The organism is Streptomyces sp. NPDC088706, from assembly GCF_044752765.1.
In the GTDB taxonomy this organism is placed as follows: Bacteria; Actinomycetota; Actinomycetes; order Streptomycetales; family Streptomycetaceae; genus Streptomyces.
This window is the reverse complement of sequence record NZ_JBIVLW010000002.1, coordinates 104617-130412: the sequence shown is the minus strand read 5'-3', so window position 1 is coordinate 130412 and position 25796 is coordinate 104617. Positions and strand designations below refer to the sequence as shown.

Genomic DNA, 25796 nt, shown 5'->3' with positions numbered 1-25796 from the left:
TACGGTCGGGGGATGAACACGTTCTGGTGGGTGGCGCTGGTCGCCGTGGTTCTGCTGGCGCTCGTCGCCGCGGTGGTGGACGGCCGGGGGCGCTCGGACCGGGGGCCCCGGTCGAGGCGGCCGCGGCAGCCGGTGGGTTCGACCCGGCCGCCCTCCCGTCCGTCGCGGCCTCCGGGTCCGGCGGGGCGCGGGGAGGGGCGGACGCCGCGGGCGGGTGAGGTGTGGTGGGCCGATGTGCCGTACGAGGACGGGCCCGGGTCCAAGGACCGGCCGTGCCTGGTCCTGTCGGTACGGGGACGGGGCCGGGGGCGCACGGTGGTCGTCGCCAAGATCACCAGCAAGCACCACGAGGAGCGGCCCGGGGTGATCGCGCTGCCGGCGGGGGCGGTGGGGGATCAGCGGGGGCGGCGGAGTTTCCTGGAGACGGATGAGCTGCGGGAGGTGCGGATCGCCGGGTTCCGGCGGCGGGTGGGGGCCGTGGACGCGGAGGTGTGGGAGCGGGTGCGGGGGCTGGGGGCCGGGTGAGGGCGGGGCCGGGTTTCGGGGCTCTGCCCCGGACCCCGCTCCTCAATCGCCGAAGGGGCTGAAAGGACGTCCTCAAGCGCCGGACGGGCTGGGATGGTGCGCCGGACCGGCTGGAACGGTGCCCCGGGCCGGCGGAAAAGGCGCCTTCAGCGCCGGGCAGGCCGGAACCGCGGCTTCATGCCCAGAGCTGGCCGTGCAGCGTCTCGATCGCCGCTTCCGTCGTCTCGGCCGTGTAGACGCCCGTCGACAGGTACTTCCAGCCGCCGTCCGCCACCACGAAGACGATGTCCGCGCTCTCCCCCGCCTTGACCGCCTTGTTGCCCACGCCGATCGCCGCGTGCAGTGCGGCGCCGGTGGAGACGCCCGCGAAGATGCCCTCCTGCTGGAGGAGTTCGCGGGTGCGGGTGACCGCGTCGGCGGAGCCCACGGAGAAGCGGGTGGTGAGGACCGAGGCGTCGTAGAGCTCGGGGACGAAGCCCTCGTCGAGGTTGCGGAGGCCGTAGACCAGGTCGTCGTAGCGCGGTTCGGCGGCGACGATCCGGATGCCCGGGCGCATCTCGCGGAGGTAGCGGCCGACGCCCATGAGGGTGCCGGTGGTGCCGAGGCCCGCCACGAAGTGGGTGATGGAGGGGAGGTCGGTGAGGATCTCCGGTCCGGTGGTGGCGTAGTGGGCGCCCGCGTTGTCCGGGTTGCCGTACTGGTAGAGCATCACCCAGTCCGGGTGCTCGGCCGCCAGCTCCTTGGCGACGCGGACGGCGGTGTTGGAGCCGCCCGCGGCCGGGGAGGAGATGATCTCGGCGCCCCACATGGCGAGCAGGTCGCGCCGTTCCTGCGAGGTGTTCTCCGGCATGACGCAGACGATGCGGTAGCCCTTGAGCTTGGCCGCCATGGCGAGCGAGATGCCGGTGTTGCCGCTGGTGGGCTCCAGGATGGTGCAGCCGGGTGTCAGCCGGCCGTCCTTCTCGGCCTGTTCGACCATGTGGAGCGCGGGGCGGTCCTTGATCGAGCCGGTGGGGTTGCGGTCCTCCAGCTTGGCCCAGATGCGGACGTCCTCGGACGGGGACAGCCGCGGGAGGCGGACGAGGGGAGTGTTCCCCACGGCCGCCAGCGGGGAGTCGTACCGCATCAGCGCATGCCGCCGGCGACGGCCGGGAGGATGGTGACGTTGTCGCCGTCGCTGAGCTTGGTGGAGATGCCGTCGAGGAAGCGGACGTCCTCGTCGTTGAGGTAGACGTTCACGAAGCGGCGGAGCTGCTCGCCGTTCGCACCGTCGACGAGTCGCTCACGGATGCCGGTGTGGCGGCTCTCCAGGTCGGCGAAGAGGTCGGCGAGGGTGTCCCCGTTGCCTTCGACGGCCTTGGCGCCGTCGGTGTAGGTGCGGAGGATGGTCGGGATGCGGACCTCGATGGCCATGGCGTGGGCTCCTGTCGAAAGCGGGGAGGTGGCGTGGGGCGCGCGTTTCTTCCCCCGCGCGGGGGTGTGGTGCGGGTGGGTGAGGCGGGCGGACCGCGGCTCAGGCCGTGCGGCTCACGGGCAGGCTTGGGGCGGGACAGATCGCGCTGGCGAGCCTGCACAGGTCGACGTGCAGCCGCGCGACGAGCAGCGTGCCCGGCGTCCTGTTGCTCACGTCATGGGGAACCATGCGGGCATCGTATCGATTCCCCGTCCGGAAACCCGAGTGTGATCCCATATGGTGGATGCTCGGCGACCACTATGCGGACACATGGGGGTCCGCCCTGTCCTGCGGGAGGTAGATCACCGTGGGGGCGCCGGTCTCGGGGTGGACGCTGACCTCGGCGGCGACGCCGTACACCTCGCCCAGCAGCTCCGCGGTGAGGACCTCCTCCGGGGTGCCGGAGGCGACGACGCGGCCGTCCTTGAGGACGTAGAGGCGGTCGCAGTAGTACGCGGCCAGGTTGAGGTCGTGCAGGGCCAGCAGGTTGGTGGTGCCGAGGGCGCGGACCAGGGACAGGATCTCCAACTGGTAGCGGATGTCCAGGTGGTTGGTCGGCTCGTCCAGGACGACGAGCGAGGGCTGCTGGACCAGGGCGCGGGCGACCAGGGCGCGCTGGCGTTCGCCGCCGGAGAGGGAGGCGAACGTACGGGGTGCGAGTGCGGCGATCCCGACCCGGGCCAGGGCCTCGGTGACCAGCGCGGTGTCGGCGGCGCTGTCCGCCTCCCAGAACCGCTTGTGCGGGGCGCGGCCCATGGCGACGACCTGGCCCACGGTGAGCTCGAACCCGGCGTGGCCGTCCTGCGGGACGGTGGCGACGCGGCGGGCGCGGGCCTTCACGGGGAGGGCGGGGAGGTTGTCGCCGTCCAGGAGGACGCGGCCGTGGGTGGGGCGCAGGGTGCCGTAGACGCAGCGCAGGAGTGTGGTCTTGCCGCTGCCGTTGGGGCCGACGAGGCCCACGGTCTCGCCGTCGGCCGCGGTGAGGTCGACGGCGTCGACGAGGTGGCGGCCGTCGCCGATGCCGTACGAGAGTGCCTCGGTGCGCAGAGTGGTCACGGGCGGGCTCCCTCGGCGGAAGGTGCGGTCGTCGGGCGGGGGCTCCCGCCGACGGGACTCGGGCGGGGGCTCCCGCCGACGGGCTTCGGGCGGGAGCTCCCGCCGGGAAGAGGCCTCATGCGGGGGCTCCTTCGGGCCGGCGCCGCAGCATCCAGAGGAAGAACGGGCCGCCGGTCAGGGCCGTGAGGACGCCGACCGGGATGTCCTGCGGGGCCGCGAGCGTGCGGGCGGCCAGGTCCGCGAGGACCAGGAACACCGCTCCGCCGAGCGCGACGACCGGGAGCAGCGCGCGGTGCGCGGCGCCCACCGCCATCCGGGCCATGTGCGGGACCATCAGGCCGACGAAGCCGATCGCCCCGCTGTACGCGACGAGCACCCCGGTCATCAGCGAGGCGAGGACGAAGACGGCGGCCCGGAAGCGGGCGGTGTCCAGGCCGAGGACGGTCGCGCCCTCCTCCCCCACCAGGAGCAGGTCCAGCGGGCGGGACAGCGTGAGGAGGACGGCCGTGCCGGCGACCAGGGTGACCGCGGGGAGCGCGAGCATGTCCCAGCGGGCCGCGCCGAGGCCGCCGAGGGTCCAGTAGAGGACTTCCTGGAGGTGGTCGGCGCGGGCGGAGGTGACCAGGATCAGGCTGGTGAGGCCGGAGAGGACGTAGGAGACGGCGACCCCGGCGAGGACGAGCCGGTTGGTGGTGAGGCCGCCCCCGCCGCGCGCCAGGGTGTAGACGAGCGTCAGCGAGAGCAGCGCGCCGGCGAAGGCGGCGGCGGGGATCGTGACGGTGGTGGCGAGGGTGGCGCCGATGCCGAGGACGATCACCAGGACCGCGCCGGTGGAGGCGCCGGAGGAGACGCCGAGGAGGAACGGGTCGGCCAACTGGTTGCGTACGAGGGCCTGGAGGACGGTGCCGATGACGGCGAGTCCGGCGCCGACGACGATGCCGAGCAGGACCCGGGGCAGCCGGACGTCCAGGACGATCGTACGGAACGGGCTCGCGTCGGCCCGCCCGGTCAGGATGTCGAGCACCTGGCCGGGCGGGATGCGGACGGAGCCGAGGGCGAGGGCGGCGACCACGGCGGCTGCCAGGAGCGCGGCGAGGACGCCGACCACCAGGGTGTAGCGCAGCAGCCGCCGCGGTGCGGGGGTGCGGCAGGTCACGAGGTGGTGGCCGCCGGGTGGAGCTGGGCCGCGAGCTTCTCGACGGCGGCGGGGACGCGGACGCCGAGGACCGCGTCGGAGAGCGGCATGACCGCGAAGCGTTTGTTCTTGATGGCGGGGACATCGGCGAGGGCCGGGTCGGTGAGCAGGCGCTTCTTCTTCTGCTCGACGGTGGTGGCGCCGTAGTCGTAGATCACGATGGCTTCGGGCTTGCGGGCGACGACGTTCTCCCAGGAGGCGTCGCCGAAGGACTTGTCGAGGTCGGCGAAGACGTTGGTGCCGCCGGCCCGCTTGATCAGCTCGTTGCCGATGCCCTTGCCGCCGGCGGTGAACGCGGTCTTGTCGCCGCTGTCGTAGACGAAGACGGAGACCGGCTTCAGGTCCGCCAGCTTCTCGGCGGTGGCGGCGTTGTCGGCCTTGGCCTGCTTGATCCAGGCCTCGGCGCGGTCGCTGACACCGAAGGTGCGGCCGACCTCGTGGACCTCCTGGTAGAGGGTCTCCATCGGGGTGTCGGCCTTGGCGCAGCTCTCGGTGTTGAGCCGGGTCTCGATGCCGGACTTCTTCAGCGCCTCGCGGCCGCGGCCGTCGCCCGCGGCGAAGGCGCTGGCGTATCCGCCGTAGACGAAGTCGGGGTTCGCGGCGAGGACCTTCTCGTAGGAGGGGTACTCCTTGGCGATGACCGGGACGGACGCGTAGTCCTTCTCGTACTCCGGCAGGACCTCGTCGTCGAGGTAGGCGGTGCCGACGAGGGACTTGGCCAGGCCCAGTTCCAGCATGATCTCGGTGACGTGCTGGTTCATGGTGACCACGCGCCTGGGCGGCGCCTTGAAGGTCGTGGTGACACCGCAGTTGGTGACGGTGTACGGGAAACCGTCGCTCTTCGCCGCGGCCTCGGGCTTGCCCTCGGCGTTGTCGCCGTCCGGGGAGGAGCAGGCGGTGAGGGCGAGCGGGAGCAGCACGGCGGCGGCTATGAGCGCGGGGGTGCGCCGGGACATGGCGGGGCCTCTCCGGGGGATTTCCGCGTCCCCTGGTCGATGCGATAAGGCGGCGGGCCAGTTCCTGGCTTCCGGGCCGCCCTCCGGCGCGGAGTCGTCCGTGGGGAGTCGTCCGCGAGGGGAGGGGGCCCGGTCACAGTGGCGGGACCGTGCCGGATTCGCACCGGCTTCCTGGTTCCTGCTGCCTTGATGGGTTCTGGGGGCAGTGTGCCAGACCCGTGCGGCGGCCCTGCGGGGTGGCCGGGTACTCAGTACGCCTCGACGACCCGCACGTCCTCCTCGGTGATCTCGCCGTCCACGATCCGGTACGAGCGGAACTGGAAGGGGCCCGCGTCGTCGGTGTCGGCGGTGGAGACCAGGACGTAGTGGGCGCCGGGCTCGTTCGCGTACGAGAGGTCGGTACGGGAGGGGTAGGCCTCGGTCGCCGTGTGCGAGTGGTAGATGATCACGGGTTCCTCGTCGCGGTCGTCCATCTCGCGGTAGAGCTTGAGGAGGTCGCCGGAGTCGAACTCGTAGAACGTGGGCGAGCGGGCGGCGTTGAGCATCGGGATGAAACGCTCGGGGCGCCCCGTTCCCGCCGGTCCCGCGACCACGCCGCACGCCTCGTCGGGGTGGTCGGCACGGGCGTGGGCGACGATTCTGTCGTGGAGCGCCTGGGTGATGGTCAGCATGGCGCCCAGGATAGGCATGCGGGCCCCCGCGTACCGGTGGGTGGTACGCGGAGGCCCGCATGGTGGACGCCGCGGGCCGTAGGGGCGGCCGGGGGCGGTCCGGGAAGAGGGTGGTCGTGGGCCCGGTGGCCGGGCCCGCCCTCGGGGTCAGCGCTTGGCGAAAGCGGTGTTCTCCGGGTTGCGCGACTTGAGCACCAGGAAGGAGACGCCCAGCAGGAGCGCCCAGACCGGGGCGCAGTAGAGCGAGATCCTGGCGTCCTTGTCGACCGCCATCATCACGATGACCATGCCGATGAAGGCGAGCGCGAACCAGCTGGTGTACGGGGCGCCGGGGGCCTTGAACGTGGACTGCGGGACCACACCCCGGTCGGCCAGCCGACGGTAGCGGATCTGGCTGAACAGGATCATGATCCAGGCCCACATGCCGGAGATGGTGGCGAAGGAGACGACGTAGTTGAACGCCTCGCCCGGCCACTGGTAGTTGATCCAGACGCCGACGAGCATCAGGCCGGCGGAGAAGGTGGTGCCGACGAGCGGCAGGCCGTTCTTCGTCAGCTTGGTGAAGGCGCGCGGTCCCTGCCCGTTCATGGCCAGGTCGCGGAGCATGCGGCCGGTGGAGTACATGCCGGAGTTGCAGGAGGAGAGCGCCGCGGTCAGGACGACGAAGTTGACGATGGCGGCGCCGACACCGAGCCCCATCTCCTCGAAGGCCTTCACGAACGGCGAGACACCCGGCTTGAAGGTGGACCACGGCACGACCGAGAGGATCATGATGAGCGCGCCGACGTAGAAGACGGCGATGCGCCACGGCACGGTGTTGATCGCCTTGGGCAGCACGGTCTCGGGGTCCTTGGACTCCCCGGCGGTGACGCCGACGAGCTCGACGGCGAGGAAGGCGAACATGACGATCTGGAGCGTCATCAGCATGCCGCCGACGCCGTTGGGGAAGAAGCCGCCGTCGTTCCAGAGGTTGGAGACGGTCGCGGTGTCGCCCGCGTCGGAGAAGCCGACGGTCAGGACCCCGGCGCAGATCAGGATCATGCCGATGATCGCGGTGACCTTGACCATGGAGAACCAGAACTCCAGCTCACCGAAGAGCTTCACGGAGATCAGGTTGGCGCCGTACAGAATGACGGTGAAGACGAGCGCGGACAGCCACTGCGGAATGTCCCACCAGTACGTCATATAGGTGGCGGCCGCGGTGACTTCGGTGATTCCGGTGACGACCCAGAACAGCCAGTAGGTCCAGCCGGTCACGAATCCGAAGAACGGTCCGATGAATTCGCGGGCGTACTCCGAGAAGGAGCCGGAGACCGGGCGGTACATGAGTAGTTCGCCCAAAGCCCGCATGATGAAGAAGATGACCAGGCCCGCGAGGACGTAGGCCAGGATGAGGCTGGGTCCGGCCCGGTCGATCGCTTTGCCCGCGCCGAGGAAGAGTCCGGTACCGATGGCTCCGCCGATGGCGATCATCTGGATCTGACGGGCTCCCAGACCTCGCTGGTACCCCTCGCCACCGGTCCCGGCCTCACCGGCGTCCGCGCCGGGCTTTCCCTTGTCGGCCTGTCCCTCGTCGACCTGTGCCGATGTCATGTGTGGTGCGCCTTTCTCCACGCCGATCCGCGCCAGTCAAGGCTGCGGATCAGGTCCTGATCCCCCCGGATATGGATGGAGTGCCACCGGCGTTCGGCCGGCTTGTGGCGACCCCGGGAACAGGGGTGGCGTTCCCGGGCGATCGTGAAGATTTATCACGGCCGTCACAGGACACCATGGGACATTCTGTGGCGCATCCCACAGGTAAAAGCGGACAAGAAACTCCATCCGCCACGAATGCCGTCGGTGACTTGGGGGGATCGTTACCCGGATCTGAGCGTCCGTTGAGCGAACGGAGCGGACCCGGGAGACCGGCACCCTTTTCCGCAGGATTACGGCATCAGTGTTTCGACGAGCGTCTCCTGGAGCGCCCCGAGCCAGAGGTAGGCCATCACCATGGGCTTGCGCGGATCGCTGTCGGGGAGCCGGTAGAGCGAGCCGTCCTGACCCTCGTCCTCGTCGGAGACCTCCAGCCGGGTGCCGATGGTGAGGCGCAGGTCGTTGAGCGAGCCGAGCCAGGAGCGGCACTCGCCGGCGGTGAGGGTGAGCACGGCTCCGCCGTCACCGGCGGGCGCGAGGGCGTCCAGCGTCCGGACGACGGCGAGGGCGTCCTCACGCTTGCGGGAGCGCAGGTCGTTCTCGGTGAACCGGCGGAACTCCGCGGACAGCTCCCGCAGCTCCTCCTCCGGCTTGCCGCCCTGATCCTCGGCCGGCTCGTCGGGCCCCCCGTACGCGTCGGGGAAGAGCCGGGCCAGCGCCGGATCGGACGGCGGCCTGCTGGGCCCCTCGGCGAAGAGCGCGGCGAGCGGGTCCTCGCCGTCGGCGGGCGGGGCGCCCGGGCCGATCAGTTCGAGCAGCTGCACGGCGAGGGAGCGCAGGATCGAGATCTCGACCTCGTCGAGCGCGACGGCCGCGCCGCCGCCCGGGGTGGCCTCGAAATGGCCGGCCATGGATTCTCCGATGGTGGGTCGAGCGGGGCGGATGACGGGGCGGGCGAAGCCCCGGGGGTGTCGCGGGTGACTAGTTCCGGTCCTGGGTGAGGGTGGCCCACAGCCCGTAACCGTGCATGGCCTGGACGTCGCGCTCCATCTCCTCGCGGCTCCCGCTGGAGACGACGGCGCGGCCCTTCTGGTGCACGTCGAGCATCAGCTTGTGCGCCTTGTCCTTGGAGTAGCCGAAGTAGGCCTGGAAGACATAGGTCACATAGCTCATGAGATTGACCGGGTCGTTGTGGACGAGCGTCACCCACGGGACGTCGGGTTCGGGGACCGCGAAGGTCTCCTCGGCCGCATCAGGACGTTCGATCTCTACGGGGGTAGCAACGCTCACCTGTCCCATGCTGCCACCCGGCGCGTTCCGGCGCACAGACGGACCCCACATCTCGTCACTTTGACGAATAGGGGGTACGATCCCAGCCATGAACTCAGCGGACCTCGGACGACGGGTCGGCGTTCCGTCGACCGCGCTCTTCACCGACCAGTACGAGCTGACCATGGTGCAGGCGGCACTCAAGGCGGGCACCGCCGGCCGGCACTCGGTCTTCGAGGCGTTCACCCGCCGGCTGCCCGAGGGGCGGCGGTACGGCGTCGTCGCCGGCATCGGGCGGGTGCTGGACGCGGTGGAGAACTTCCACTTCGACGACGAGATGATCGGCTTCCTGCGCCAGCAGGGGATCGTGGACGAGCCGACCCTCGCCTGGCTGGCGGGCTACCGCTTCACCGGCGACATCTGGGGCTACCCGGAGGGCGAGGTGTACTTCCCGGGCTCGCCGATCCTGCGGGTGGAGGGCTCCTTCGCCGAGTGCGTGCTGCTGGAGACGGTGATCCTCTCCATCCTCAACCACGACTCCGCCATCGCGGCCGCCGCCTCGCGGATGTCGGCCGCCGCCGGGGGCCGCCGGCTGATCGAGATGGGGGCGCGGCGGACGCACGAGCTGTCGGCCGTGGCGTCGGCGCGTGCGGCGTACGTCGGCGGGTTCGACGCCACCTCCGACCTGGCGGCCGGGTTCCGCTACGGGATCCCGACCGTGGGCACGAGCGCGCACGCCTTCACCCTGCTGCACGACACCGAGCGCGACGCGTTCCGGGCGCAGGTGGACTCGCTGGGGCGGGGCACGACGCTGCTGGTCGACACCTACGACGTGACCGAGGCGGTGCGGGCGGCGGTGGAGATCGCGGGGCCCGAGCTCGGGGCCGTACGGATCGACTCGGGCGACCTGCTGCTGGTCGCGCACCGGGTGCGGCAGCAACTGGACGAGCTGGGGGCCACGGACACGAAGATCGTGGTGACCTCGGACCTGGACGAGTACGCGATCGCCTCGCTGGCGGCCGCGCCGGTGGACGCGTACGGGGTCGGCACCCAGCTGGTCACCGGAAGCGGGCACCCCACGTGCTCGATGGTCTACAAACTGGTGGCCCGGGCCGGGTCGGCGGAGGCGGATGCTCCGCTGGTGCCGGTGGCGAAGAAGTCGCTGGGCGCGAAGTCGTCGGTGGGCGGCCGCAAGTGGGCGGCGCGCCGGGCCGACGAGGACGGGGTCGCCGAGGCCGAGGTGATCGGCACCGGGCCGGTGCCGGAGGGGCTGGCGGGGCGGGAGCTGCTGGTGGAGCTGGTGCGGGGTGGGTCGGTGGTCGCGCGCGAGCCGTTGGAGGCGGCTCGGGAGCGGCATGTTCTGGCGCGGGGGCGGTTGCCGATGTCGGCGATGCAGTTGTCGCGGGGCGAGCCGGTGATCGGGACGGAGTACGTGTGAGGCCCGGGGGCGTCCGGGGGGCGCCCTTCGTCCTCAAGCGCCGGACGGGCTGGAGCAGTCCGGACGGGCTGGAATGGGCCCGGGCGGGCTGGAGTGGGTAGGGGTTGATTGTCAGCGCCTGGTCTCTACGCTCGTTGCCATCCCCGTGAATGCTGGACATCGTCACCCTCTCCCCACCTAAGGACACCCGCCATGCACCGCGCATTGATCGTCGTGGACGTTCAGAACGACTTCTGCGAGGGCGGCAGCCTCGCGGTGGCGGGTGGTGCCGATGTCGCCGCCGCCATCACCGATCTGATCGGCGAGGCCCAGCCCGGCTACCGGCACGTGGTGGCCACCCGGGACCACCATGTCGACCCCGGTGACCACTTCTCCGGCACTCCGGACTTCGTGGACTCCTGGCCGGTGCACTGCGTCGCCGGCACGGAAGGCGTCGGGTTCCACCCGAACTTCGCGCCCGCCGTCGCCTCGGGGGCCATCGACACCGTCTTCGACAAGGGCGCCCACTCGGCCGCGTACAGCGGTTTCGAGGGCGCCGACGAGAACGGGACCGGCCTCGCCCAGTGGCTGCGCGACCGGTCGGTCACCGAGGTCGACGTGGTCGGCATCGCCACCGACCACTGCGTACGGGCCACCGCCCTGGACGCGGCCCGTGAGGGCTTCGTCACCCAGGTGCTGCTCGACCTGACCGCCGGGGTCGCGCCGGCCACCACCGAGCGGGCCCTGGACGAGCTGCGGACGGCGGGCGTGAAGCTCTCCGGGACGCCGGTGGTGGCCGAGGCGCGGTAGCGCCCACGGGCCCCTGAGGCCCCGCTCCGCCGCTCTACGCGGCCGGGCGGGCCGGGCCCGCGTGTCCGGCCGGGCCCAGCAGGGCCCTGATCGGGTGCCACAGCTCCTGGCACGACTGCGGCGAGAGGGGCGGCCGGCCGGCCGGGTCCGTCCGGGGTGCCGCCCGCCACAGCAAGCCGTCCGGGTGGTGCAGCACCGCCGTGACCTCGTCCGGGGTGGGCGGCTGCGCGTTGCCGCGCAGGTAGACCGCCCGCAGCCCCAGGTTGCGCAGCCTGGTCAGGGCGCGCGCCCGGTTCGCCGCGTGGACCAGGACCCGTACCGGGGCCCTGGACTCCGCCCCGGTACCGGCGGCGCGGGACGGTGCGCCCTCCGTCGGTCTGGTGAGGGTGAGGGCCACCACCACCGTGCCGTTCGGCAACCTGCAGAAACCTCCGCCTGCCATGCTCCGCACTCCCCCGTGAGACATCGTGTCAATAAGGATGTGAACAAGACGCACCTAAACACGATCGGCCGCCGCCCGCTAGAGGGCGACGGCCGATCATGCTCTGAACTGCGGGTTTATCGAGTCATCGGCCCGCGGGGCTGACCAGCAGGCTCATCGTGGAGCCGTTGAGCGGCTCCTGCACGATGGAGATGCGGGTGTTCGTGTCGGAAACCTTGACACTGCCCGTGGGGTTCTCCTTGTACCAGTAGGTGCCCTTGCGGTCGTCGAAGACCGGCTTGCCCAGCGTGGGCTGGATCTTCAGCGGCACGTCCGCGTTGTGGAGCGTGAAGCCCTTCTTCGGGTACCAGCTGAACGGGGCGTCGAACGGCTGGATCTTGTTGTGCACGAGCGAGCCGTCCTGCCACTTGAGCGGCTTGGCGTGCGCGTCGACCGGCAGGATCAGACCCTCGCCCGGGTGGACGGAGGTGTTGTTGTCCTTCTGGGAGGTGTCCCAGAGCCACACGAGCAGACCCGTCTGGTACGCGTAGTGCTCGACCCAGTCGGGGCGGGTCTTGGCGAAGCCGAAGTTGTACGGGCCGACCTTGAGGGTCTCGTCGTACGACACGTACTGGCGGTTCTCCGCGATGTAGTACTGCGGGTAGTCCTGCGTGAACGACTCACCGATCCGCGAGAAGCCCTTGGCACTCCAGCCGTTGGCGTCGCCCTCGGCGTTGTCCGAGAGGAGGGTGGCACCGTCGGCCGTGATGGTGATCTGGTCGGCCGTGAAGCCCTTGCCGCCCGCGCCGCCGTCCGTCTGGTAGCGGAAGCGGAGGTCGACCTTCTTGCCGGCGTAGGCGTCCAGCGGGAAGGAGAGCTTCTTGTACGCGCCCGAGACGTCGGTCAGGGCCGGCTTGTCACTGGCGTCGCGCGGGATGGCCTTGCCGTCGGCGGTGCCGTCGAGCGCGGTCCAGCTGGTGCCGCCGTTGTCGGACACCTCGGTGTAGAGGTAGTCGTAGTCGGCCTCGATGTCGTACCAGCCCGAAAGGTCCAGCTTGGCCGAAGACTTGCCGGTCAGGTCGACCGAGCGGGTCAAGGTGTTCGACAGGTTGTCGCCCCGGTCGCTCCACCACTGCTTCGTGCCCTCGGCGGGCTTGACGACCGTGGTGGTGACGGACTTGGCCGGCAGCTCGACGAGGAGCGCCTGCGGGTTCTCGGTGTTGTACTCCGAGACGCCCAGCTTGTGCCGCGAGGTCTTGCCGGCCTTGGCCGTGTCGTAGTCGAGCCAGCCCAGCTGGAGCTTGTCCCACGAGGTCATGTCGCCCGGCAGGTTGCCGATCTCGCCCTTGCCGGTGCCGAGCCAGGAGCCCGCCGACATGAGGGACCAGAAGCCGACCGAGTTCTCGCCGCCGCCGGAGGTGTCGTACAGGTCCGGCAGACCGAGGTCGTGGGCGTACTCGTGGGCGAAGACGCCCAGGCCGCCGTTCTCGGGCTGGGCGGTGTAGTCGCCGACCCAGATGCCGGTGTCACCGATCTGCGCGCCACCGGCCTTGTTGCCGGCCGGGCCGGTCGCGCCCACGTTGGTGCCGTACGCGTACCAGCGGTGCGCCCAGATGGCGTTGGGGCCCTCGGCGCCGCCGCCGGCCGACTCGTCCTCACCGGCGTGGACCAGCTGGAAGTGGTCGATGTAGCCGTCCGGCTCGTTGAAGTTGCCGTCGCCGTCGAAGTCGTAGCGGTCCCACTCGTCGTACTCGGCCAGGTTCGCCTTGATCTGCGCGTCCGTGCGGCCCTTGGCCTTCTGGTCGGCGACCCAGGCGTTGACACCGTCACGGACCGCGTCCCAGACGTTGGCGCAGTTGGACTGGCCGCAGTAGTTGGAGCCGTAACGGGCCTCGTTGTACGGGACCTTCACCCAGTCGGAGACCTCACCCTCGACCGAGTAGCGGCCCGAGGAGGTCTTCTCGTAGTAGGTCTTGAGCGAGTGGACGCCCTTGCCCTCGCCGAAGTACAGCTCCTGGAAGTGCGCCTGGTTGTAGTCGGCCTTCCAGGCGGTGCTGTTGTCCTTCTTCCGGTCCGGCTTGGCGATCTTGTTGTGCGCCGGGCCGGGCGTGCCGCCGAACTTCTTGACGGGCGGCTCGGGGCCGTCGCCGTCCGGGTCGAGCAGGGTGGTGTCGTCGACCTGGTCGCCGAACTCCAGCAGGATGGTGAAGATCTTGTCGGTCTTCTCCCGGCCGAGCTCCACGTACTTCTTGTCGCCGAGCTTGACGACCTTGGAGCCGCTCCGGTTCGTCACCTTCTTGTCCCCGGACAGGACCAGTTCCAGCGCGGCCTCCCGCTGCGCTGCCTGCTCCTCGCTGAAGGGGCCTTCGAGGTTGTGCTCCACGTGCCCCTTGGCCGGCGCCGGGTCACGGCGGTCGACGTCGGAAGCGGCGGAACCCGATGTGGTGCCATGCGCCTGGGCGGTGGCGAAGGTCGACGCCGTCGCAGCCGTCGCGGCCATGGCCACGACAACAGCAGCGGCGCGAAGCGCCCGTCTCTGATTGGTCACTTGATGCAGTCCTCCCCGGGCGTCCGCGGCGGCCAGGGGGGTATGGAGAGGGCCGCGCGCGTAAACGCGTCACAAGTGACGACATTTGATCGGAGTTGCGAGAGAAAAGACAGACCTTGACTTGAACGGACTTCGTGCACTATGCAGGAGCGCCCTACCGGTATGCGGACAGGAGCACCGCCAACGGGCGCGCCACGGCATCCGGTTGGCGTGAGACGTGACTCCGTGCGCCCCCTGTGCACCGGTACCGTGGGTTAGGTCACGCTTACTACGGGTCCGGGTCGGGCATCCACCGTCGTAAGGTCGGAAGGCGCCTGTGCACCTGCCGACCGACCGCCCATCCGACGTCCCGAGGACGGAAACCGCCATGCCGCGTCCGACTGCCGCACAGTTCGTCTACGGTTCGGCCACCGTCGTCGTGACGACCCTCGCCCTGCTGCTGCTCTCCGGTACGGAATCAGGGATCGGCGTGGCCATCGCCGCCCTCACCGCGCTCGCGCTCGGCCTGCTGGTGGCGGTACGCCGGCCCCGGCTGTCCGCGCCGGGCCGGGCGGCGCACCCGCACACCGCCCACGCCGCCCGGACGCGCCACGCCCTGGACGGCGTCGAGGTCCGGCAGCGGGTCGCCGCCGCGCGGTCGTCCCAGCGGGCGGACCAGTGGGCGGGCGAGCACTCGCTGCGCCGCTGAGCGCTTCGTGCCTTCGGCCGCCGGGCGGGCACACGCATCCGCCCGGCGGCCTCCGTACGCGTACCTACCTGGCCGCGACCACCACGGTCTTGGCCGCCTTGTCCTGGAGCGCCTGCCGGTAGGGCTTGTCCGTGAACATCAGCACGATGTTGATCAGCCACCACAGGCACGGGCAGCAGAGCAGCGCCGGAGCCCACAGGACGACGGCCCGCATGAATGCCGCGCCCGTGTCGGGCACCCGCCCGTCGTTGAGCATGGCCACGCGCAGCTTCAGCAGCCGCTTGCCCAGGGTCCGGCCGTCCTTGTGCGTGAAGTACGTGTCGTACGCGACGTAGACCGCCAGGCCGATGAGCGACCACAGCAACTGGTGTCCGCTGTAGGCCGCGTCGAACCCGTTGCCGTCGTCCCCGTCGACGTCGATCGCCCCGCCCCACGGCAGCGAGATCAGGTACAGCGGGATCGAGATGATCAGGAAGTCGATCAGCCGCGCCAGGATCCGCTTGCCCGGCTCGGCCAGCGGCGGCATCCCGGCCAGCGGGTCCGGCACCCCGAAACCCCCACCACTGCCGTACGGGTCGTTCGGCGGGGGCGGGGGCGGCGGAGGGGGCGGCACACTGCCGTACGGCTGACCCGCTGACGGCGGCGGGGGCTCCTGCGGCTTCTTGAGGAACGGATCGTCGTCCTCGGGCGGCTGGCCGGGCGTCGGCTGGTCGTTGCTCATGGGGGCAGTGCACCCCGTGCCACCAGACCCCGCAACGGCTCAGGTGCGTTCGGGGGACGCGGGGCGGCATACGAGTCTATGCGGCACCTCCGTCACCCGCCCGGCCACGCTCCGGCCGCCCGGTCAGCCCGGTCAGCCCGCCACGAACGTACGGGCCGCCTTGTCGTGCCAGCACTGGCGCCAGGGCCGGTCGACCAGGCACCAGAACACATTGGCCACACCGATGACCAGGAGCCCCAGCACCCCGTAGACCAGCCAGCGGCGCAGCGCAGCGCCCAGCGTGGGCGGCTCATGGGACTCGATGTCCCGTACGTCGAGCCCGAAGAGCTTCTTGCCGAGCGTCCGGCCCCACTTGGCGGTGGGCAGCGCCTCCAGGAGGAAGCCGAGGAGGAGGAAGGCCGCGAGCAGGGCCCCCAGCAGCGCCCCGGTGGTGGAGTCCAGCAGCCAGACGGTGACGGTCTCACCCGTCTGCTTCGCCGCGGTGATCTTCCGGTCGATGTGGTCCAGCGCGCGGGTGGCCAGGGGAACGGCCACGGCGCCGACGACCGCGCCGAGCACCAGGCTGTCGACCAGCCGGGCCGCGAACCGCTTGCCGAGCCCGGCGGGCCTGGCCGCCGCCTGGGCCCGGACGAGCTGCTGGAAGGCGTCGTCGGCCGCCGGCGGTTTCCAGGGCACGACGGGCTGGTCCGCCGCCGCCCCGGACTGCGCGAAGGGGGGCTGCTGCTGCTGGTGCGGCAGGGGGTGGAGGGGTTGCTGCTGCTGTTGGGGGGTCAGCTGGTGCTGGGGTGCCTGCGGTGCCTGCGGTGCCTGCGGTGCCTGCGGTGCCTGCGGTGCCTGCGGTGCCTGCGGAGTATGCGGTGCCTGCGGAGTATGCGGTGCCTGCGGAGTATGCGGTGCCTGCGGAGTATGCGGAGTATGCGGAGTATGCGGAGTATGCGGAGTATGCGGAGTATGCGGTGACGAGGGTGCCTGCTGCTGGGGTGTTTGCGGTGTCCGCTGCTGGGGTTCGGGCTGGGCCAGTTGGTGGACCTGCTGTGCCCAGGACGCCGACCCGCCGCCGACGCCCGGGGTGAGCGGCGTGGGTAGGGCGGGGGCGGCGGGGGCCTGGACCGGACCCTGACGTGCCTCCTGCGGCGCGGGCACGGAGGCCTGCTGTGCCTGGGCCGGCAGCGCGTGCGAGGCGGGGGCCTGGGCCGGCAGCGCGTGGGGCGCGGGGGCCTGGGGGCCGGGAGCCTGCGCGGGCCTGAGGTTGCCCGCCGCGCTCACGTTCCGCGGGCCCACCGCGCGGATCGTGACCGTGCCCTCGGTCGGCGGGCGCGCCCCCGCCTCCTCCGGTGCCGGGCCGCCGCTCCCGCCGTCCCGCATCCCCGGCAGCGCGCCGCCGGTCGGGTCCTGCGCGAGGGGCGTCCGCGGGTCGGCGGCGGGTTCCGGCGCCGGGCCGCCGCCCCACGAGACCCGGCGGTCGCGCTCGCCGCCGAAGCCGGCCTGGCGGGCGGAGTCCGCCTGCCAGACGGAACCGGCGTCGGAGCCGTCGGGGACGGGTCCGCCGGAGTCGGCCGACCCCGGTGAACCGCCCGTGAGGCCGTCCTCCTCGTCGAAGAAGATCGGTCCGGTCTCCTCCACCGGCGCGGCCTGCTGGGGTGCGGGCCGGCTCGTACCGGGGACCCAGGACGCGCCGTTCCAGTACCGGACGTAACCGGGGATGGAGGGATCGGGGTAGTAGCCCTCGCGGGGGCTTTCGTCACCGGGTGCCGGAGTTGGCGCGCTCATCAGCGGGTCCCGTATCTCTTCGAGGCCTCAGGCCGTTCGGCGCCGGGAGGGCGGACGGCCTCAATACAAGGGTCCACATCTATCAGACCGCCACCCGCCCCCGGGCCGGTCCGCCTGTTCGGGACCACTTCCGCAGCGGATCGGAGATTTTTCGAGAAGTCGCGTAATAGGTGGCGAGGAGGGCGCTCTCTCCTTGTGCGGGACGGTCACGGGACCGGCCCATGAGCACCGGAAGGTCGTGCATTCCCATGATGAACATCGTGGAACGTGAGCTGGAGCTGAAGCTCGTCCTGTCCCCCGAGCGGTCCATCCCGGTACCCGCCCGGCTGACGTATCGCACGGACGACCCGTATGCCGTGCACATCGCCTTCCACATCGGCTCCGAGTCGCCCGTGCACTGGACGTTCGCCCGGGAGCTGCTGGTGGAGGGGGTGTTCCGGCCGTGCGGGCACGGGGACGTGCGGATCTGGCCGACGAAGATCGACGACCGCGGCGTGATCTGCGTGGCACTCACCTCCCCCGACGGCAACGCCCTCCTCGAAGTGCCCTCGGCCGCCGTGACCGCCTGGGTGGAGCGGACGCTGCACGAGGTGCCGCCGGGCACGGAGAGCGAGCGGCTCGGGATGGACGAGGCCCTGGCGGAGCTGCTGGCCCCGCTGCCGGCGGACGACCTGTGGCTGGGCGATCCGTGGTCGGCGGACGAGTCGCCGTCCCAGGACGGTGAGGTGTGAGGGCCCCTTCCGGGAGCGGGGGTCAGAAGAGTTTGCCGGGGTTGAGGAGGCCGAGCGGGTCGAAGGCGGCCTTGATACCGCGCTGCAACTCGACGCCGGTCTCGCCCAGTTCGCGGGCGAGCCACTCCTTCTTGAGGACGCCGACGCCGTGTTCGCCGGTGATGGTCCCGCCCAGTTCCAGGCCGAGCGCCATGATCGCGTCGAAGGACTCACGGGCCCGGCGGGACTCGTCGGGGTCGGTGTGGTCGAAGCAGACGACGGGGTGGGTGTTGCCGTCACCCGCGTGGGAGCAGACGCCGATGGTGAGGTCGTACCGCTCGGCGATGGCGGCGGTGCCCGCGAGCATCGCGCCGAGCCGCGAGCGCGGTACGCAGACGTCGTCGATCATCGTGGCGGACTTCACGGCCTCCAGCGCGGTGAGCGACATCCGGCGGGCCTGGAGGAGGAGTTCGGACTCGGCGGGGTTGTCGGCCGGGACCACTTCGGTGGCTCCGGCGGCGGTGCAGAGCGCTCCGACGGCGATGAGGTCGGCCGCCGGGTCGGGGGTGTCGAAGGCGCAGAGGAGGAGCGCCTCGGTGGTCTCGGGCAGGCCCATGGCGGCCAGCTTGTTGACGGCACGCACGGTCGTCCGGTCCATCAGTTCGAGGAGTGACGGGGTGTGACCGCGTTCCATGATCCGGCACACAGCGTCACAGGCGGCGGCAGCCGAGGGGAACTCGGCGGCGAGGACCAGCTGCTGGGGTGGCTGCGGTTTGAGCGCGAGGACGGCCTTGACGACGATCCCGAGGCTGCCCTCGGAGCCCACGAAGAGCCGGGTGAGGTCGTATCCGGCGACCCCCTTGGCGGTGCGGCGGCCGGTGGTCAGGAGCCGTCCGTCGGCGAGGACGACGTCCAGACCGAGGACGTACTCGGCGGTGACCCCGTACTTCACGCAGCACAGGCCGCCGGACGCGGTGCCGATGTTGCCGCCGATGGTGCAGGTCTCCCAGCTGGAGGGGTCCGGCGGGTAGTACAGGCCGTGTTCGTTCACCGCGCGTGACAGCACCGCGTTGACGACGCCCGGCTCGACGACGGCGATCCGGTCGACCGGGCTGATCTCCAGGATCCGGTCCATCCGCATCAGGGAGAGCACGATGCAGCCGTCCGAGGCGTTGGCCGCGCCGGACAGGCCGGTTCGGGCGCCCTGCGGGACGACAGGGACGCGCAGCTCGGTGGCGGTGCGCATGACGTGCTGGACCTGCTCGACCGTACGCGGGAGGACGACGACGGCCGGGGTGCCGGCCTCGCAGAAGCTCGCCATGTCGTGGGCGTAGGCCGCGGTGACGTCCGGGTCGGTGATCAGGGTCTCGGCGGGAAGACCCGTACGCAGGCGTTCGAGAAGATCGCTCATGGTTCCAGCGTGGCACCCGGGGGCCAATGGTGTGAACCCGTCGGCGGTGGCGATCCCAAGGCGCGGTGTGCTCGTATGACTGACGCACAGTGATGGCCATGGATGTCATGCCCCAGCAGGATCCCGACTCCCGCCGGCCGCCCGAGCCGTCCCCACAGGACCCGCACGCCCCCTACGCGATGCCCGCCGAAGGCGCCACCGCCGTACCGCCGCCCCCCTTGACCCCGCGGACGGCCCTGCGCCGGGCCGCGTTCGGGGCGCTGGCGGCGGGCGTGCTGCTGGCCGGGGCGCTGGTGGCCGTCCCGGACGGGAGGGACGACGGGGCGAAGGAGCCGGGTCCGGTGGAGCGGGCCGAGGCGGCGGCCACCGCGGGCTCCCCCGCCTCCCTCTCGGACCTGACCGCGCTGATCGGGGACCGGCAGCGGTGGGTGGAGTCCCACCCGGCCGACGCGCCGTCGTGGGCGACGCTGGGTTCGGCGTACGTGGAGTGGGGGAGGCGCTCGGCGGACGCGGCGTACTACGGGCGCGCGGAGGAGGCGCTGAAGCGGTCGCTGGCCGAGCGGCCGGGTGAGCGCGGCAACGGGGAGGCGTGGGTGGGTCTCGCGGCGCTGGCCAACGCGCGGCACGACTTCCTCGCGGCGAAGCGGTGGGGCGAGACGGTGCGGAAGCGGCAGCCGAAGACCTGGAGCGTGTACCCGGTCCTCATCGAGGCGTACACCGGTCTCGGCGACCAGGAGGCGGCGACCGCGGCGACCGAGAGGTTCGCCGAGCTGCGCAAGGGCCTCCCGGCGCTGGCCCGCACGGCCGACCTCTACCGGGGCCAGGGCTGGCGCGAGGACGCGCTGGCCACCGCCCGGGAGGCGGCCGACCGGGCGGCGACGCCCGCCGAGAAGGCCGAGGCGCTGCACCGGCTGGGCGAGCTGGCCTGGGAGCGGGGTGAACCGGAGGAGGCGGTGGCGCAGTTCGACGCGGCGCTGCGCACGGACGCCGGTCACCACCCGTCCCTGGCGGGCCGGGCCCGGGCGCTGGTGGCGCTGGACCGCACCGACGAGGCACTGGCCGCCTACCAGTCGGCGGTCACCGAGCTTCCGCGCCCGCAGTACTTCCTCGAACTGGGTGAGCTGTACGCGTCGCTGGAGTTCGACGGGGACGCGCGGAGCCAGTACGAGAAGCTGGACGGGCTGCTGGCGCGGGCGAAGGCGGCCGGGGTCGACGAGTCCCTGGTCCAGGCCCGCTACGAGAGCGACCACGGGGACCCGGCGGTGGCGGTGGAGCTGCTGCGCGGCCAGTGGAGTAGGCAGCACCGCAGTGCGGCGGTGGCGGACGCGCTGGGCTGGGCGCTGCACCGGGCGGGCAGGTCGGAGGAGGGGCTGGAGTACGCGCGACGGGCCGTGGACACGGGCGTGCGGAACGCCTCGTACGCGTACCACCTGGGCGCGATCGAACGGGAGCTGGCGCAGTACGGTCCGGCCCGCCGCCACCTGGAGCAGGCGCTCCGCACCAACCCGGCCTTCTCACCGCTGGACGCGCCGAAGGCCCGGCAGGCGCTGGAGGCGCTCGGTGAGCCGCCGCCTGGCGGGCCGCGGGACATGCAGTCGGCGCCCCAGCCGCCGCCGGCGCCTCAGCCGACGCGGGAGAGCGGGCCGGAGCCGGAGCGGGAGCCCGGGCCCAAGGCTCCGGCACCGGTCCCCTCGAAGACGGTTCCGGCCCCGTCGAAGGCGGCCCCGAGCAGCCCGGCGGCGGTGGAGGCCGGAGCCTCGAAGAGTCCGTGACCTTGCGCGTCCTCGGCCGGAGACGGCGTACGCCACCGTGGTCCGGGGTGCTGCCCCGGACCACGGTGGCGTATCCGTGGGAGGTTCAGGGGCGCCCGGGAGGTGCCGGGCGCCGGGAACGGAACGCGGGCTCAGAGGTTGCCGCGCTTCTCCTGCTCGCGCTCGATCGCCTCGAAGAGGGCCTTGAAGTTGCCCTTGCCGAAGCCCATGGAGCCGTGGCGCTCGATCATCTCGAAGAAGACGGTCGGGCGGTCCTGGACCGGCTTGGTGAAGATCTGCAGCAGGTAGCCGTCCTCGTCGCGGTCGACCAGGATCTTCAGCTCGCGCAGGGTCTCGACCGGCACCCGGGTCTCGCCGGCCCACTCACCGAGGGTGTCGTAGTACGAGTCGGGGGTGTCCAGGAACTGCACACCGGCCGCGCGCATCGAGCGGACCGTGGCGACGATGTCGTTGGTGGCGAGCGCGATGTGCTGGACGCCCGCGCCGCCGTAGAACTCCAGGTACTCGTCGATCTGCGACTTCTTCTTCGCGATCGCCGGCTCGTTGATCGGGAACTTCACCTTCAGCGTGCCGTCGGCGACGACCTTCGACATCAGGGCGGAGTACTCGGTGGCGATGTCGTCGCCCACGAACTCCTTCATGTTGGTGAAGCCCATGACCTCGTTGTAGAAGCCGACCCACTCGTTCATCCGGCCGAGCTCGACGTTGCCGACGCAGTGGTCGATGGCCTGGAAGGTGCGCTTGGCGGGCGGCTCGACGATCGGCGAGGCGGCGGCGAAACCGGGGAGGTAGGGGCCGTCGTAACCGGAGCGCTCCACCAGGGTGTGGCGGGTCTTGCCGTAGGTGGCGATGGCGGCGAGGACGACCGTGCCGTGCTCGTCCTTGATCTCGTGCGGCTCGGTGATGCCCCGGGCGCCGTGCTCGACGGCGTACGCGTAGGCGGCGCGGGCGTCCGGGACCTCGATGGCGAGGTCGACGACACCGTCGCCGTGCTCGGCGACATGGTCGGCGAGGAAGGTGCCCCACTCGGTGGACGCCTTGATCACCGAGGTGAGGACGAAGCGGGCGGCGCCGTTGCTCAGGACGTAACTCGCGGTCTCGCGGCTGCCGTTCTCCGGTCCGGAGTAGGCCACGAGCTTCATGCCGAAGGCGGTCGAGTAGTAGTGCGCGGCCTGCTTGGCGTTGCCCACGGCGAAGACGACCGCGTCCATTCCCTTGACCGGGAAGCGGTCGGCCTGCGCGGCGGTGTCAGGGCTGGTGTGCAGAGTCTCAGTCATGTTCGAAGGCTCTCCCCGCATCGCAAGGTGCGCAATAGTTCGCGCATCCACTGGTCAATGTGTGCAGTCGATCGCCATGATGGCCGGACTATCTGTACAGGCTGACCACCGGAGGCGGGCCCATGGCGATCGATCATCTGGACGGCCGGCTCATCGTGCTGCTCGCGCGTGAGCCGCGTATCGGCGTCCTGGAGGCATCCCGGCGGCTCGGTGTGGCGCGCGGCACCGTGCAGGCGCGGCTGGACCGCCTTCAGTCGAATGGCGTCATCCGGGGGTTCGGCCCGGACGTCGATCCGGCGGCGCTCGGCTACCCGGTCACGGCGTTCGCGACGCTGGAGATCAAGCAGGGCCAAGGCGCCGAGGTACGGGCCCATTTGGGCGGCGTACCGGAGGTGCTGGAGCTGCACACCACCACCGGGCACGGTGACATGTTCTGCCGGCTGGTGGCCCGTTCCAACGCCGACCTTCAGCGGGTGATCGACCGGGTTGTCGGATTTGATGGCATTGTCCGGGCCTCCACGGCGATCGTCATGGAGAACCCGGTTCCGCTACGGATCATCCCGCTGGTGGAACAGGCGGCCCAGGACACCGACCAGGCCTGATCCGAACGACGGGCCCCGGGCCGAGGGAGGGCCGGATGAGCTTCTGGGAGTATCTGAACACCCGCCACCAGCAGCTCCTGACGGACGCGTTCCAGCACGTCAGCGCGGTCTTCCAGTGCATGGTCATCGCCACCGTGCTGGGCGTGGTGATCGGGGTGGTGAGCTACCGCAGCGGCTGGGGCGGGTCGCTCGCCATCACCTCTACGGCGACGATCCTCACCATCCCCTCGCTCGCGGCGATCGGTCTGCTGATCCCGCTGGTCGGGCTGGGTGTCGCGCCGACCGTGATCACCCTGACGCTGTACGGGCTGCTGCCCATCGTCCGCAACTCCGTCGTGGGGCTGCGGGGTGTCGATCCGGCGCTGGTCGACGCGGCGACGGGTATCGGGATGTCGCGGGTGGCGCGGCTCTGCCGGGTGGAGCTGCCGCTCGCCTGGCCGCCGATCCTGACCGGCATCCGGGTCTCCACCCAGATGCTGATGGGCATCGCCGCCATCGCCGCGTACGCCTCCGGGCCCGGCCTCGGCAACGAGATCTTCCGGGGCATCGCCTCGCTGGGCAGCGCCAACGCGATCAACCAGGTCCTCGCGGGCACGCTCGGCATCGTCGTGCTCGCCCTGCTCTTCGACGCCGCGTACGTCCTGCTGGGGCGGCTGACCATCCCGAGGGGGATCCGTGCCTGAGACCGGGACCGTCACGGAGGAGGGGACCACGGCGACCTCCGGGGCCACGATCCAGCTGGAGAACCTGACCAAGAGGTATCCGGGCCATCCGAATCCGGCCGTGGAGAACGTCTCGATGGAGATCGAGGCGGGCGAGACCGTGGTCTTCGTCGGCCCGTCGGGCTGCGGGAAGTCCACCACACTCAAGATGATCAACCGGCTGATCGAGCCCACCTCGGGCCGGATCAGGATCGGCGACGAGGACGTCACCGACATCGACCCGGTGAAGCTGCGGCGCAAGATCGGGTACGCGATCCAGTCCTCGGGCCTCTTCCCGCACATGACGGTCGCCGACAACATCGCGCTGGTCCCGAAGATGGCCGGCTGGTCGAAGTCCCGGGTGAGGGACCGGGTGGAGGAGATGCTCGACCTGGTGGGCCTGGACCCGCGCGAGTTCCACGGCCGCTATCCGCGCCGGCTCTCCGGCGGGCAGCAGCAGCGGGTGGGCGTGGCCCGGGCGCTGGCCGCCGATCCGCCGGTGCTGCTGATGGACGAGCCGTTCGGCGCGGTCGACCCGATCACCCGCGACCACCTTCAGGACGAGCTGATCCGGCTCCAGCACGAGCTGCACAAGACGATCGTGTTCGTCACCCACGACTTCGACGAGGCGATCAAGCTCGGGGACCGGATCGCGGTGCTGCGGGAGCGGTCGCACATCGCGCAGTTCGACACCCCCGAGGCGATCCTGACCAACCCGACGGACGACTTCGTCTCCGGTTTCGTCGGGGCGGGCGCGGCCCTCAAGCGCCTCAACCTCACCCGCGTACGGGATGTGGGCGTCGCGGACTTCCCCACGGTGACGGTGGAGGACCCGCTCCAGACCATCTTCAACACGCTGCGCGACGGCCCGCACAACGAGCTGCTGATATTGGACCGCCACAACCGCCCGTACAAGTGGCTGCGGCGCGGCGACCTGATGCGTGCGCGCGGTTCGCTGGCACGGGCCGGTCAGCTGGTGCACGACACGGTGACCCGGGACGCCACGCTGCACGACGCGCTGGAGGCGGTGCTGACCGACAGCGGCGGGCGGGTGGCGGTGACCGGGCGGCGCGGCGAGTTCATCGGCGTCGTCGACATGAAGACGCTGATGGACAACGTGCAGGAGCTGCTGGAGGCCGACCGGCTGGCCGCGATGGAACACCAGCACGCGCTGGAGGAGCAGCGCTTCCACCGGACCGGACAGGAGCTGGAGGGGGGTGGCGGCGGAGTATGAGCCCCAGCCGTCAGGCCGGCCCCACCAAGGGCCCGTCCCCGGCCCGGCCGCCGGGCGAGCACGACGTCAAGGGCCACGCCTTCCACGACGAGGAGAGCGACCCCTCCCCCGCCCCGGCCGCCCCGGCGCGCCGGATCACCTGGCGGAAGCTGGTGGTGCTGCCGGTGGTGCTGGCGGTCGTCCTGGTGATCACCTACGTGTGGATCACCAGCATCCACCTGGACTCCATCGCGGAGAACTCGCTCTCCGGCGGCAACGTGCAGCTGCGGTGGTGGCAGCACGTGCGGCTGACGGCGATCTCCACCTTCTGGGTGCTGATCATCGCCATCCCGCTCGGCATCGCCCTGACCCGGCGGCGGCTGCGCAGGGCCGCCCCGGCGTTCACGGCGCTGGCCAACATCGGGCAGGCGACCCCGGCGATCGGCCTGCTGGCGCTGCTGGTGATCTGGCTGGGCATCGGCCCGCGGACCGCGATCATCGGCATCGTGGTCTACGCGGTGCTGCCGGTGCTCTCCAACACGGCGGCGGGCCTGCGGGCGATCGAGCCGAACATGATCGAGGCGGCGCGCGGGATGGGGATGTCCGGGCGGGGCGTCCTGATGAAGGTGGAGCTGCCGCTCGCTGTGCCGCTGATCCTGGCGGGGGTGCGGACGGCCCTGGTGCTGAACGTCGGCACGGCGACACTGGCCACGTTCGGCGGGGGCGGCGGGCTCGGCGACCTGATCACCTCGGGAATCCAGACGCAGCGGATGCCGGTACTGGTCATCGGCTCGGTGCTGACGGTGGTGCTGGCGCTGCTGGTCGACTGGCTGGCCTCGCTGGCCGAACTGGCGCTGACGCCGCGCGGGCTGGAGGAGCGGTGAGGGTGACGACGTACGGTCTCCGCCGCCGGGGCGTTACGGCCGGGTCCTGCGCACTGCCCCTGGCCCTGGCCCTGGCTCTGCTCCTGGGCGGCTG

General features: G+C 71.3%; 26 protein-coding genes and 1 riboswitch. Of the genes, 10 read left to right on the top strand and 16 right to left on the bottom strand.

Going from position 1 to position 25796, the window contains the following annotated elements:
• Nucleotides 1-12: 12 nt before the first annotated feature.
• Nucleotides 13-525, top strand: a complete 513-nt coding sequence (locus ACIQAK_RS06160) for a type II toxin-antitoxin system PemK/MazF family toxin (protein WP_366387114.1) — start codon at nucleotides 13-15, stop codon at nucleotides 523-525.
• Nucleotides 526-700: 175 nt separating this feature from the next.
• On the opposite strand, the gene ACIQAK_RS06155 is transcribed toward ACIQAK_RS06160, so the two are convergent.
• From ACIQAK_RS06155 to clpS, 10 genes are all read right to left on the bottom strand, one after another.
• Nucleotides 701-1651, bottom strand: coding sequence for a cysteine synthase (locus ACIQAK_RS06155; RefSeq protein ID WP_366387113.1), 951 nt, complete (start codon nucleotides 1649-1651; stop codon nucleotides 701-703).
• Nucleotides 1651-1938, bottom strand: a complete 288-nt coding sequence (locus tag ACIQAK_RS06150) for a MoaD/ThiS family protein (RefSeq protein ID WP_073872976.1) — start codon at nucleotides 1936-1938, stop codon at nucleotides 1651-1653. The genes ACIQAK_RS06155 and ACIQAK_RS06150 overlap by 1 nt, the downstream gene beginning before the upstream one ends.
• Before the next feature lie 100 nt (nucleotides 1939-2038).
• Complete coding sequence (locus ACIQAK_RS06145; protein ID WP_366387112.1) at nucleotides 2039-2167, bottom strand: putative leader peptide; 129 nt, start codon at nucleotides 2165-2167, stop codon at nucleotides 2039-2041.
• Between the two features lie 69 nt (nucleotides 2168-2236).
• Nucleotides 2237-3034, bottom strand: coding sequence for an ABC transporter ATP-binding protein (locus tag ACIQAK_RS06140; RefSeq protein ID WP_366387111.1), 798 nt, complete (start codon nucleotides 3032-3034; stop codon nucleotides 2237-2239).
• A 115-nt stretch (nucleotides 3035-3149) separates the two neighbouring features.
• Nucleotides 3150-4190 (bottom strand): iron ABC transporter permease, encoded by a 1041-nt coding sequence (locus ACIQAK_RS06135; protein WP_366387110.1) that lies wholly within the window; start codon nucleotides 4188-4190, stop codon nucleotides 3150-3152.
• Nucleotides 4187-5185: an ABC transporter substrate-binding protein gene (locus tag ACIQAK_RS06130; protein ID WP_366387109.1), complete on the bottom strand. Its 999-nt coding sequence runs from the start codon at nucleotides 5183-5185 to the stop codon at nucleotides 4187-4189. Before ACIQAK_RS06130 ends, ACIQAK_RS06135 begins: the two co-directional genes overlap by 4 nt.
• 58 nt (nucleotides 5186-5243) lie before the next feature.
• A riboswitch (cobalamin riboswitch) is annotated at nucleotides 5244-5362 on the bottom strand.
• Nucleotides 5363-5433: 71 nt separating this feature from the next.
• Nucleotides 5434-5856 (bottom strand): M67 family metallopeptidase, encoded by a 423-nt coding sequence (locus ACIQAK_RS06125; protein WP_366387108.1) that lies wholly within the window; start codon nucleotides 5854-5856, stop codon nucleotides 5434-5436.
• A 147-nt stretch (nucleotides 5857-6003) separates the two neighbouring features.
• A complete protein-coding gene (locus ACIQAK_RS06120) occupies nucleotides 6004-7449 on the bottom strand; it encodes an amino acid permease (RefSeq protein WP_366387107.1) in 1446 nt (481 codons plus the stop codon).
• Nucleotides 7450-7781: 332 nt separating this feature from the next.
• Nucleotides 7782-8399 (bottom strand): DUF2017 domain-containing protein, encoded by a 618-nt coding sequence (locus ACIQAK_RS06115; RefSeq protein ID WP_366387106.1) that lies wholly within the window; start codon nucleotides 8397-8399, stop codon nucleotides 7782-7784.
• Between the two features lie 70 nt (nucleotides 8400-8469).
• Entirely contained in the window at nucleotides 8470-8787 is a 318-nt protein-coding gene (clpS, locus tag ACIQAK_RS06110) for an ATP-dependent Clp protease adapter ClpS (protein WP_366387105.1), read from the bottom strand.
• 79 nt (nucleotides 8788-8866) lie between these two features.
• Here clpS and ACIQAK_RS06105 point away from each other — a divergent pair, with 79 nt between their 5' ends.
• Nucleotides 8867-10195 (top strand): nicotinate phosphoribosyltransferase, encoded by a 1329-nt coding sequence (locus tag ACIQAK_RS06105; RefSeq protein WP_366387104.1) that lies wholly within the window; start codon nucleotides 8867-8869, stop codon nucleotides 10193-10195.
• A gap of 192 nt (nucleotides 10196-10387) precedes the next feature.
• Nucleotides 10388-10984: an isochorismatase family protein gene (locus ACIQAK_RS06100; protein ID WP_366387103.1), complete on the top strand. Its 597-nt coding sequence runs from the start codon at nucleotides 10388-10390 to the stop codon at nucleotides 10982-10984.
• 34 nt (nucleotides 10985-11018) lie between these two features.
• Here ACIQAK_RS06100 and ACIQAK_RS06095 read toward each other — a convergent pair whose 3' ends face one another.
• Together ACIQAK_RS06095 and ACIQAK_RS06090 are read right to left on the bottom strand one after the other, a co-directional pair.
• A complete protein-coding gene (locus ACIQAK_RS06095) occupies nucleotides 11019-11426 on the bottom strand; it encodes a hypothetical protein (protein WP_366387102.1) in 408 nt (135 codons plus the stop codon).
• Nucleotides 11427-11550: 124 nt separating this feature from the next.
• The gene (locus ACIQAK_RS06090; protein ID WP_366387101.1) at nucleotides 11551-13953 is read right to left on the bottom strand and encodes an immune inhibitor A domain-containing protein; all 2403 of its coding nucleotides are present in this window, start codon (nucleotides 13951-13953) and stop codon (nucleotides 11551-11553) included.
• Nucleotides 13954-14320: 367 nt separating this feature from the next.
• Between ACIQAK_RS06090 and ACIQAK_RS06085 the strand changes: the two genes are divergently transcribed.
• The gene (locus ACIQAK_RS06085; protein ID WP_366387100.1) at nucleotides 14321-14641 is read left to right on the top strand and encodes a hypothetical protein; all 321 of its coding nucleotides are present in this window, start codon (nucleotides 14321-14323) and stop codon (nucleotides 14639-14641) included.
• Nucleotides 14642-14705: 64 nt separating this feature from the next.
• Here ACIQAK_RS06085 and ACIQAK_RS06080 read toward each other — a convergent pair whose 3' ends face one another.
• On the bottom strand, nucleotides 14706-15362 hold the full coding sequence (locus ACIQAK_RS06080; RefSeq protein WP_366387099.1) for an RDD family protein: 657 nt from the start codon (nucleotides 15360-15362) through the stop codon (nucleotides 14706-14708).
• Nucleotides 15363-15494: 132 nt separating this feature from the next.
• Nucleotides 15495-17132, bottom strand: coding sequence for an RDD family protein (locus tag ACIQAK_RS06075; RefSeq protein ID WP_366387098.1), 1638 nt, complete (start codon nucleotides 17130-17132; stop codon nucleotides 15495-15497).
• 248 nt (nucleotides 17133-17380) lie between these two features.
• Here ACIQAK_RS06075 and ACIQAK_RS06070 point away from each other — a divergent pair, with 248 nt between their 5' ends.
• Nucleotides 17381-17863, top strand: a complete 483-nt coding sequence (locus ACIQAK_RS06070) for an SsgA family sporulation/cell division regulator (protein WP_366387097.1) — start codon at nucleotides 17381-17383, stop codon at nucleotides 17861-17863.
• 22 nt (nucleotides 17864-17885) lie between these two features.
• On the opposite strand, the gene ACIQAK_RS06065 is transcribed toward ACIQAK_RS06070, so the two are convergent.
• On the bottom strand, nucleotides 17886-19253 hold the full coding sequence (locus ACIQAK_RS06065) for an FAD-linked oxidase C-terminal domain-containing protein (protein WP_366387096.1): 1368 nt from the start codon (nucleotides 19251-19253) through the stop codon (nucleotides 17886-17888).
• A gap of 98 nt (nucleotides 19254-19351) precedes the next feature.
• Here ACIQAK_RS06065 and ACIQAK_RS06060 point away from each other — a divergent pair, with 98 nt between their 5' ends.
• Complete coding sequence (locus ACIQAK_RS06060) at nucleotides 19352-21025, top strand: tetratricopeptide repeat protein (protein WP_366387095.1); 1674 nt, start codon at nucleotides 19352-19354, stop codon at nucleotides 21023-21025.
• A gap of 131 nt (nucleotides 21026-21156) precedes the next feature.
• Here the strand turns inward: ACIQAK_RS06060 and hppD are convergent, their stop codons facing one another.
• A complete protein-coding gene (hppD, locus tag ACIQAK_RS06055; protein ID WP_366387094.1) occupies nucleotides 21157-22302 on the bottom strand; it encodes a 4-hydroxyphenylpyruvate dioxygenase in 1146 nt (381 codons plus the stop codon).
• A 122-nt stretch (nucleotides 22303-22424) separates the two neighbouring features.
• Between hppD and ACIQAK_RS06050 the strand changes: the two genes are divergently transcribed.
• From ACIQAK_RS06050 to ACIQAK_RS06035, 4 genes are read left to right on the top strand one after another with little or no spacing between them, the layout of a single operon-like run.
• Nucleotides 22425-22904 carry an Lrp/AsnC family transcriptional regulator gene (locus tag ACIQAK_RS06050; protein WP_366387093.1) on the top strand — a complete coding sequence of 160 codons (480 nt, stop codon included), beginning with the start codon at nucleotides 22425-22427 and terminating at the stop codon, nucleotides 22902-22904.
• A gap of 35 nt (nucleotides 22905-22939) precedes the next feature.
• On the top strand, nucleotides 22940-23587 hold the full coding sequence (locus tag ACIQAK_RS06045; protein ID WP_366387092.1) for an ABC transporter permease: 648 nt from the start codon (nucleotides 22940-22942) through the stop codon (nucleotides 23585-23587).
• Nucleotides 23580-24839, top strand: coding sequence for a betaine/proline/choline family ABC transporter ATP-binding protein (locus ACIQAK_RS06040; RefSeq protein ID WP_366387091.1), 1260 nt, complete (start codon nucleotides 23580-23582; stop codon nucleotides 24837-24839). The genes ACIQAK_RS06045 and ACIQAK_RS06040 overlap by 8 nt, the downstream gene beginning before the upstream one ends.
• Complete coding sequence (locus tag ACIQAK_RS06035; RefSeq protein WP_366387090.1) at nucleotides 24836-25702, top strand: ABC transporter permease; 867 nt, start codon at nucleotides 24836-24838, stop codon at nucleotides 25700-25702. Before ACIQAK_RS06040 ends, ACIQAK_RS06035 begins: the two co-directional genes overlap by 4 nt.
• Nucleotides 25703-25796: the final 94 nt, after the last annotated feature.